We start from the raw sequence: 7999 nt of genomic DNA on the forward strand, positions 1-7999 counted from the left end.
AATGAGTATAAAATACTCATTATTAAAATGCGAGGGACTTTAAAAATGAGACTATTAAACAAACCATTATATATGTATTTAATGTTGTTTTTATTCACCACAATCGTTGGCACCTTATTATTATATTTACCGGTCACAGGTGTAAAACCTTTAGATTTTGTAGACGCATTTTTTATCTCTGCTAGTGCATTTACAGTTACTGGCCTAGCGACTATAGATATATCTAGTCAATTTAATGGGTTAGGCGATACTATTATTTTATTACTTATTCAAATTGGTGGGTTAGGAATAGTCACGGTAACACTTTTAACACTGATACTGATGCATCGAAAAATCAGTTTAAGAAACCGTTATTTGATTATGACAACCTGGAACATTGAAACACCTGGTGGCGTCATCAAATTAATTCTTCAATTCGTTGTTTATAGTATCCTTACAGAATTCATTGGAGCAATATGTATCGCACTATCATTTATTCCAAAATACGGCTTTGGTAAAGGGCTATTTTTAAGTGTGTTTACTTCAATTTCTGCTTTTAATAATGCTGGTTTTTCATTATTTAGTGATAATATGATGCGCACTGTTAATGATCCTATAATAACTATAATCGTTCCAGTTCTTATCATCATGGGTGGTATTGGACCGCTTGTCTTTTTAGACGTCGCTACAACAAGAAAGTTAAGTAAATTATCCGTACACTCAAAAATCGTATTAACGACATCTGTCATACTCATATTTATTGGTTGGGTTGTGTTTTACTTTTTAGAATATAACCATTCTATGATGCATTTATCATTTTTAGAAAAACTTGGCGCTTCATTCTTTCAGTCTGTTACGACACGAACTGCTGGTTTTAACAGTGTCGATATCGGACAAATCACACCACCTACTTCAATATTATTAATGCTTTTAATGTTTATTGGTGGCGCCCCTATCAGTGCTGCAGGTGGTATTAAAGTAACAAGTTTAGTCTTAACGTTATTATTTATAAAAAGTACATTAAAAAACGAACAACACCCTTCTATTTTCAAAAAATCTATACATGACCATACATTAAAAACTGCTGTGGCCATTACATTTTCTGCCGGGACATTTGTTATATTTATCTCATTTATTGTAAGTTATTTGAATTCGACAATATCTTATTCTAAAGTATTATTTGAAGTGATTTCCGCTTTCGGCACTGTTGGGCTATCGATGAATTTCACGACAGTATATGATAGCCCTACGAAAATAGTCATTGTACTCACAATGTTAATAGGTAAAATGGGTATACTTACATTTCTCCAATTATTTATTACTGAAAAAAAGCAAAAATTTTATTATGCTAAAGAAAATGTGCATCTATAAAAAATGAAAACAGACCAGAAATTAGTTTTTAATTTCTGGTCTGTTTCTACTTCACATAAATATTCGTTTCAGTACAATCTAATCAAACCCGTATCACACTATTTTACTCTTCTTAAAATTGTTGATGTTTTTGCACAAATCATTGTCACTAATACCAAAATATTCATCATTATCATATGTGTACCAGTTATTTCGAATCCTAAACTAAAGTTACCAGATTGACTGTTGGTAAAACCATTAACAAATATGATCGCTAATACGCTTATCGCACATAAAATACCAATCACATCAAAAAAGAATTTAACATATGGATAATTTAATACCTTTAGTTAACATGCGTCTCACCTCAACTAAATTTATAGTTACGAGCTATATATCGTATGCTAACAATTTCCTAATTACGATTACATGTAATGTATCACACTATACAAAATCATAAAATACTTAGAATTATTGATGCCATGATCAAATCACTTCAAAATTGTTCTTTACTTTATACCACAAAGCATCATTCATTAACCAATTGTATACTTTGAGCTAACTTTTTGATTTGTGCATTGTCTGTTGCATTAACTTCAACTGTTTCTACATCTTGCTCAACTGCATTTTTAGTGTCTTGATAAACATCCTCAGGGTTCGAAGATGTGCTTGTCTCCCATCTGTAAGGGATTTTTTTATAAATATTAATAGTTCCATCCCCATTACTACTATATGTTATTGAGCCACCCACTTTCATTGGTGCTTCTAATTTAACAACATCCTCAGGATATTTTGCGCTTTTTTCCGCATTTTCATTTACTGGCGACCCTTTTGGATATTTTTTGACATAAATATTTTTGACATCTTTAATCATGCCTAGTTGATGCCAAACACGTGCGTATTCGATCTCTGAAGCACTTAAACCTGTTAAATAACTTGTACTATTATCGTCATTTTTCTTTTTTGAAACATTATCGTTTTTCTTTTTAGCTTTTGAATCTGTATTCTTGTCATTTTCAGCCGTTGAATCTTGAGGTAACGACTGATCCTTTTTTGCTTCACTTTGTTCTGTAGATTGTCGTTCCTCACGCTGATCATTGTCTTCATCTTGTTTGTTTGTATTACTGCTTTGCTCAACATCATCACTATTTTTTTCGTTGTTACCACATGCTGTCAAAATCACTGATAAAAATAACAATGACAGTATTAAACTGATTTTTTTCATTATCTATACCCACCTATGATTTTATATTATTAAAGTAACACGAAACTATGACGTTCACAATTATATTCAAAAATCGTTTTTCAATGTATTAAAAAACGAGCATAGTCCATTAAGACTTGCTCGTTTATATGCAATACTTCTATTTTATTTTTAAAATTTGCCCTACTTTCAAACTATTAGAACTCAACTTGTTATCCTTTTTAATTTTATCTACAGTAGTACCTTGATTTTTAGCAACACTGTATAAAGTATCACCTTTTTTAACCGTATATGTCTTAACTAGATATAAAATTTGTCCTTTACTAATATTATCAGACTTTAAATGATTCCATTTTTTTATGTTTGCTACACTCACTTTACTTCGTTTTGAAATATTATAAAGTGTGTCTCCCTCAACCACTTTATGTGAATCTCCAGTAATGGAATCACTTGGTGTGTTAGGATTTTTTAACTTTAGTACTTGTCCTACAGAAAGTGTGTTACTCGTTAATTTGTTCCATTTCTTAATATTATCTATTGAAACGCCACTTCTTCTCGAAATACTATACAGCGTATCACCTTTTGATACTTTATAAGTGCTACCAGTAATTGCTCCATCACTACTACCACCTGATAGAGATTTATAGTGTTTTTGTACTAAACTGTAAAACTGGTTCATATTATATCCCCATTGTCCGAAATAGCCAATCGGATCTGAATGGTCTGAACCACCCCAATATTGACTTACCGCATTGTGACTTATAATTGTGCCTGTCCCTTGATTATTGTCAGCAAGCGAAGGTTGTAGCCCATTGGCTTTCAACATTTTGCGGTTAAATATGCTTGGTTATTAACTGATCTTGCAAAACCATCAAATGTGTTTGATCTTGTTAATTCAATTTGATAAAAATATGGATTAGCGTTAGCACCTGCACCCCAAGCTAAATATTGACTTGGCGCAGTCTGCACAATTTTATCGCTACCCGCATACGCATGTACAAATGCACTATTATAATTGTTGTACATGTAATTTACCTCACCATCAATTGTACTGTTTGGATTGGCCGTTTCATGAATTACTACACCGATATATTTGCCAGATTTATAATTATACTTTGGTAAGTTATTCATTCTAGAATCTTGTACGATTTTAGCTGGCTTTATATTATTATTTGCTATGTATGTATTTACATCTTGATATGCTCGATTTGCTGAAAAACTTCTCATTTCAGTATTTTGACGTTCACCATCTTTATTATGTAACTTTAAATCTCCTGGTGTTAATGCATTTTTCAATTGTTGCGGACTCATTTTTTGAGCTTTTTCATAATCAATGGCTTTACTCGTATTTTCTTTATTTTGTGTATCATTTTTCTTTGTATCCTGAGTGCTTTTATTTTCTTGTGCTGCCATTGCAGTTTGTGACAATAATAAACTTGAAACCAACAACAATGAAACACTAAATCTAAACTTCATAACGACATCTCCTTGAATAAAATATTAATCCGTTTACTATTAAGTAGCAAAAAATTTCATTTACAAAACTTCTTTAATTCATTCTATATTAATATTGAATTAATTACAAAATGAAATATTATTTTATACTTCATATTAACGACATTTACCGTTTCTAAAACAAAATTAAAAGCCGTCGCTCACTTGAGCAACGACATTTTATTAAATATCTGTAAAAACACTAGACAGTATCGCAATCAAAGCCACCACTAACACAAGTACTAAAATGGAATCAATTTTTCTTTGATTACGTTGGTTCATAGGTTTTCTGAACTCTTTTAATGCTTTAAAACCTGCGATTAAAACAATAATTAAACAGACTAAATGAAATAACAAGGCAAACACAGCCATCACAATCACCCCAAGTCATATGAATAAGATTTTCAAACCGTATCACTACAAAAACCTAAAAATCTCTTATGAAAAGGTCATATTATTTATTTATCCATACCCTTTCTACTTATTAAACTAACGAGCACTTTTATTTTCTATTTAAAAATGTCAAAAACATTTGACATTTAAGCACATGTTTTTTATGTTGAAAATGAAAAATTTTCTACTTATGGAGGCATCATTATGAAATTATTCATCATTTTTATTGTTGTTTTATTATTTACAGTCAGCTGGACGATACTGTCTCATAAATTTTTACCTTCAGAGATATCTGACCAAGCTAATAATCAATATGACGAAAGGCAAAGTAAAATATTCACAGAAGTACTTGCTAGAACTTGCATTTGGACAATACACGCCCTACTCTTAACATTTATATTGCGCATAATTAATGTATGGGACTTTAATCACAGCTTTTTTCAACTTATCCAGAGCTATCCATCATTATCATTATTTTCATATTAACGATTATGAACTATTTTTACGTAAAACGTAAATATACATAAAAGGAAGATAAAATGAAAAACAAAATCAAACATTATCGCAAGCAGAAGGCCATTTCTCAATTAAAACTTAGTCAAGCACTTGGCGTTTCTAGACAAACCATTAATGCGATTGAAAATAATAAATATGATCCATCATTATCTTTAGCATTTAAACTGGCATCAATGCTCGATACTACCGTTGATGATTTGTTTAGCTAATTAGCATTGATGCTAATACGTATCGCAAAATGTTTCCACTGACTTACCAAACGATTAAAATAACTTATCTAACATCATGTCCGGCACAATTTCTATAATACTTTATTTACTTGCTCTAAAATAGCATCGTTGGCTTTAAACATAATTATTTCAATATTAATTGATAAAAAGCTAAATCTAACCATCTGTCAAATTTATAACCGACACTTTTTATAGTTCCACATAATTCAAAACCATACTTTTCATGTAATTTAATGCTAGCAGTATTTGATGCGTCAATACCTGCAACAATTGTCTTATAATTTCTGTTTTTAATTTCTTCAATTAATTTAACTAAAAGTTGTGAAGCGACACCTTCATTTCTAGTTTCTGGGTCAACATAAATCGAATGTTCCACAGTATATTGATATGCTGGCCAATTTCTAAACGCACCATATGTTGCAAATCCAACAACTTGGCCATCTTTTAAATATACAAAAATGGGTTCAGCTTGCTCTAATTTTGTATGAAACCAAGTTTCTCTTTCTTCAAAGGTTACTGGCTCATATGTATAAACTGCAGTCGTATTTAATATTGCATGATTATATATACTTAAAATCGATTGTAAATCTGATTGTCGTGCTTGTCGTATCATATCGTTTCACCTCTATTACATTGTATATTCAAAGTATATCTACAGCAAATCTATGTCATAAAACATAACAAAAACACTCACCATAACCCTAAAGTTATCTAATGAGTGTTTTTTATAAAAATATTTATATATGCACAAAGCACAAATAATATTATTTATTAATAAATTGTAATTCATAAAGTTCTTTTTCATCATACGTATTAAATCTATCTAATTTACCATTTAACATGATTGTTTTTACTTTTCTACTAACGTTATGATAATAATTAATTCTAATATTTAAATTAGATTCATAACCATTATTTTGAATGGTACTTTGCAATTCATCAAAAACATCTTTATTAATTGGTAATAAATAACCTTCTTTACTTGGTAATATACTTACATATTTCTTTTGAATTACGTTATCTTCATTAAGAATAATTTCAATCTTAATATCTTTTGCTGCTCCGCCACCTAGATTAAAAATTTTCAAATAATCTTGGTGTTCAACAGAATCAGAACTTGTATTAATCATTTGTAATTGATTATCTTTATCTAAAGAAAGTAAAATTTGATTAAATCCAAGCGCAGGAATAAAACTTATTTTCATTTGGTACAGTTGTATTGAAACTGAAACAAAATAAAATAGTGCCATTATAAAAGTTCCAATAGAACCAATAGCTGAAATAATGTTTATCATACTAAACCACCTTTATATTACCATTGAGAGATGGTCGTTGATTATCGTAATAATTTCACAAAAAAGATCATAATTTCTACCCGTTATAATAAAAATTTTTTCTAACTTTTTATAAGTCGATTTATCTTAATTATTTTTTTCTTAGCGCACTAATAATAAGTGAAGCGATAAATATAAATACAATTGACCCAATCAATGCTGGGAAAATTGGTACACCACCCCATACTGGGCCCCAAGTACCAAGTAATCTACTACCAATCGCAGAACCAATTAGACCAGCAACAATATTACCAATGATACCTCCTGGAATATCTTTACCTACGATAGCACCTGCAATCCAGCCGATTAGGCCACCTACAATGATCATTATTATAAAACTCATATGCATAAACTCCTTTTTATTTGTATATTTTTAAACACATGAATATTACGATAATCAACATGAAAATACAATACCACAATTACTTTATTTACGTAAATGGTAATCAATATTTTTAAATACAAAAAGACCCCTAATAAAAGGGGCCTTATAACGGGAGTTATGAATCTTCTGCATGCCCAAGGGCACACAGAAAACCCATCTCCTCATTTTCGCACACCCGTGGGCATGCAAAACTAATTATAAAACTACGTGACAGTAATGTAAATCTTAAATTTGTAACCTGTGCTTGATTTCATCTTATAATTTTATTTTTTCATTTAATGCAATAAAGGATTATAACTATAATGATAGACAGCTATATTATAAACTTATCTATATGTATCATTGAATTTGATAGCTTTCAAAACATTGATTTGATGCAGCTTTTTGTTTCAAACCACTATATATTTTACCTAAATATAGCGCTAGAAAGAGATCGATTTATAAAAAAATGGCTAATATCTTCAAAATCATTCCAAATTTTCTTTTCAAATAACACAAAAATATGATGTATGACTTTATTCATTATTATGTTTGTCTTTTATCATTTCAGAAGGTACTGCAAATACAAATAGTAAAATAAATAATATCAATGCTAAATGAGGTATATCTTCAAGAAAATACCATCTTAAATTCCAATCAAACATCATATTCGCATATTTAACAATATACTTACTAAACAATAAAATAACGCATATCCATACTAAAACATCTAAAATTTTAGTGATAAGTTTCATGTATAGCCCCCTTATAAGTTATAAAAAATAAACGCTATAATTACGATAAAGAGAAAATCAAAAATGATTTTCTTGATATTTTTTTCCATAACGTGTGGTATCGCACCTATGATTAAACTTAGTATAATAAGTATACCAGACCCGTTAACAACATAGTCCAAAAATTTCCATTCAAAGATCAAAGCTAGAATCAATGAGGCAAATACTAAGATCAAAGCTACTATGCCAAAAGTGTTTGCTATCACTTCTATTGTCTTATATTTTTTCTTATTATTTTCATGATTCATAAAATGCCTCCCAAATGCAATATGAACATTCATTTTAAAATACTTAAGATTAGTATTTATGTTTTTTAAATTTCTGTGAGTGGACTATAAAGG

The 7999-nt window shown here is 29.8% G+C and carries 12 protein-coding genes; 3 read left to right on the plus strand and 9 right to left on the minus strand.

All coding sequences use genetic code 11. The annotated features are described in order from the left end of the window. The first annotated feature begins 45 nt into the window (after positions 1 to 45). The gene (locus CD150_RS04810) at positions 46 to 1350 is read left to right on the plus strand and encodes a TrkH family potassium uptake protein (protein WP_073345173.1); all 1305 of its coding nucleotides are present in this window, start codon (positions 46 to 48) and stop codon (positions 1348 to 1350) included. A 508-nt stretch (positions 1351 to 1858) separates the two neighbouring features. Here CD150_RS04810 and CD150_RS04820 read toward each other — a convergent pair. From CD150_RS04820 to CD150_RS04830, 4 genes are all read right to left on the minus strand, one after another. Next, positions 1859 to 2554 carry a YdeJ family lipoprotein gene (locus tag CD150_RS04820; protein WP_073345183.1) on the minus strand — a complete coding sequence of 232 codons (696 nt, stop codon included), beginning with the start codon at positions 2552 to 2554 and terminating at the stop codon, positions 1859 to 1861. Between the two features lie 139 nt (positions 2555 to 2693). Continuing rightward, positions 2694 to 3359, minus strand: a complete 666-nt coding sequence (locus CD150_RS13685; protein ID WP_236588518.1) for a LysM peptidoglycan-binding domain-containing protein — start codon at positions 3357 to 3359, stop codon at positions 2694 to 2696. Further along, positions 3353 to 4009 (minus strand): peptidoglycan recognition protein family protein, encoded by a 657-nt coding sequence (locus CD150_RS13690; protein ID WP_236588519.1) that lies wholly within the window; start codon positions 4007 to 4009, stop codon positions 3353 to 3355. The genes CD150_RS13685 and CD150_RS13690 overlap by 7 nt, the downstream gene beginning before the upstream one ends. Positions 4010 to 4210: 201 nt before the next feature. Then, a complete protein-coding gene (locus tag CD150_RS04830) occupies positions 4211 to 4399 on the minus strand; it encodes a hypothetical protein (protein ID WP_046207074.1) in 189 nt (62 codons plus the stop codon). A gap of 225 nt (positions 4400 to 4624) precedes the next feature. Between CD150_RS04830 and CD150_RS04835 the strand changes: the two genes are divergently transcribed. Continuing rightward, positions 4625 to 4906: a hypothetical protein gene (locus CD150_RS04835; protein WP_103161394.1), complete on the plus strand. Its 282-nt coding sequence runs from the start codon at positions 4625 to 4627 to the stop codon at positions 4904 to 4906. A gap of 53 nt (positions 4907 to 4959) precedes the next feature. After that, a complete protein-coding gene (locus CD150_RS04840) occupies positions 4960 to 5145 on the plus strand; it encodes a helix-turn-helix transcriptional regulator (protein ID WP_064263516.1) in 186 nt (61 codons plus the stop codon). 145 nt (positions 5146 to 5290) lie between these two features. On the opposite strand, the gene CD150_RS04845 is transcribed toward CD150_RS04840, so the two are convergent. The 5 genes from CD150_RS04845 to CD150_RS04865 all read right to left on the minus strand — a co-directional run bounded on the left by CD150_RS04845 (position 5291) and on the right by CD150_RS04865 (position 7906). After that, the gene (locus CD150_RS04845) at positions 5291 to 5779 is read right to left on the minus strand and encodes a GNAT family N-acetyltransferase (RefSeq protein ID WP_073345194.1); all 489 of its coding nucleotides are present in this window, start codon (positions 5777 to 5779) and stop codon (positions 5291 to 5293) included. 151 nt (positions 5780 to 5930) lie between these two features. Then, the gene (locus CD150_RS04850; protein WP_046207078.1) at positions 5931 to 6461 is read right to left on the minus strand and encodes a hypothetical protein; all 531 of its coding nucleotides are present in this window, start codon (positions 6459 to 6461) and stop codon (positions 5931 to 5933) included. 130 nt (positions 6462 to 6591) lie between these two features. Next, positions 6592 to 6843, minus strand: coding sequence for a GlsB/YeaQ/YmgE family stress response membrane protein (locus tag CD150_RS04855; RefSeq protein WP_064209642.1), 252 nt, complete (start codon positions 6841 to 6843; stop codon positions 6592 to 6594). Positions 6844 to 7400: 557 nt separating this feature from the next. Continuing rightward, on the minus strand, positions 7401 to 7619 hold the full coding sequence (elxI1, locus tag CD150_RS04860; RefSeq protein WP_073345199.1) for an epilancin biosynthesis-related protein ElxI1: 219 nt from the start codon (positions 7617 to 7619) through the stop codon (positions 7401 to 7403). A gap of 11 nt (positions 7620 to 7630) precedes the next feature. Beyond that, positions 7631 to 7906, minus strand: a complete 276-nt coding sequence (locus tag CD150_RS04865) for a hypothetical protein (protein ID WP_064209643.1) — start codon at positions 7904 to 7906, stop codon at positions 7631 to 7633. Positions 7907 to 7999 lie beyond the last annotated feature (93 nt).

Origin of the sequence: Staphylococcus ureilyticus (assembly GCF_002902235.1) — a bacterium.
Lineage (GTDB): Bacteria > Bacillota > Bacilli > Staphylococcales > Staphylococcaceae > Staphylococcus > Staphylococcus ureilyticus.

Coding starts and splice junctions, on each gene's coding strand:
- CD150_RS04810 (WP_073345173.1), top strand. CDS start 46: ATGAGACTATTAAACAAACCATTATATATGTATTTAATGTTGTTTTTA.
- CD150_RS04820 (WP_073345183.1), bottom strand. CDS start 2,554: ATGAAAAAAATCAGTTTAATACTGTCATTGTTATTTTTATCAGTGATT.
- CD150_RS13685 (WP_236588518.1), bottom strand. CDS start 3,359: ATGTTGAAAGCCAATGGGCTACAACCTTCGCTTGCTGACAATAATCAA.
- CD150_RS13690 (WP_236588519.1), bottom strand. CDS start 4,009: ATGAAGTTTAGATTTAGTGTTTCATTGTTGTTGGTTTCAAGTTTATTA.
- CD150_RS04830 (WP_046207074.1), bottom strand. CDS start 4,399: ATGGCTGTGTTTGCCTTGTTATTTCATTTAGTCTGTTTAATTATTGTT.
- CD150_RS04835 (WP_103161394.1), top strand. CDS start 4,625: ATGAAATTATTCATCATTTTTATTGTTGTTTTATTATTTACAGTCAGC.
- CD150_RS04840 (WP_064263516.1), top strand. CDS start 4,960: ATGAAAAACAAAATCAAACATTATCGCAAGCAGAAGGCCATTTCTCAA.
- CD150_RS04845 (WP_073345194.1), bottom strand. CDS start 5,779: ATGATACGACAAGCACGACAATCAGATTTACAATCGATTTTAAGTATA.
- CD150_RS04850 (WP_046207078.1), bottom strand. CDS start 6,461: ATGATAAACATTATTTCAGCTATTGGTTCTATTGGAACTTTTATAATG.
- CD150_RS04855 (WP_064209642.1), bottom strand. CDS start 6,843: ATGAGTTTTATAATAATGATCATTGTAGGTGGCCTAATCGGCTGGATT.
- elxI1 (WP_073345199.1), bottom strand. CDS start 7,619: ATGAAACTTATCACTAAAATTTTAGATGTTTTAGTATGGATATGCGTT.
- CD150_RS04865 (WP_064209643.1), bottom strand. CDS start 7,906: ATGAATCATGAAAATAATAAGAAAAAATATAAGACAATAGAAGTGATA.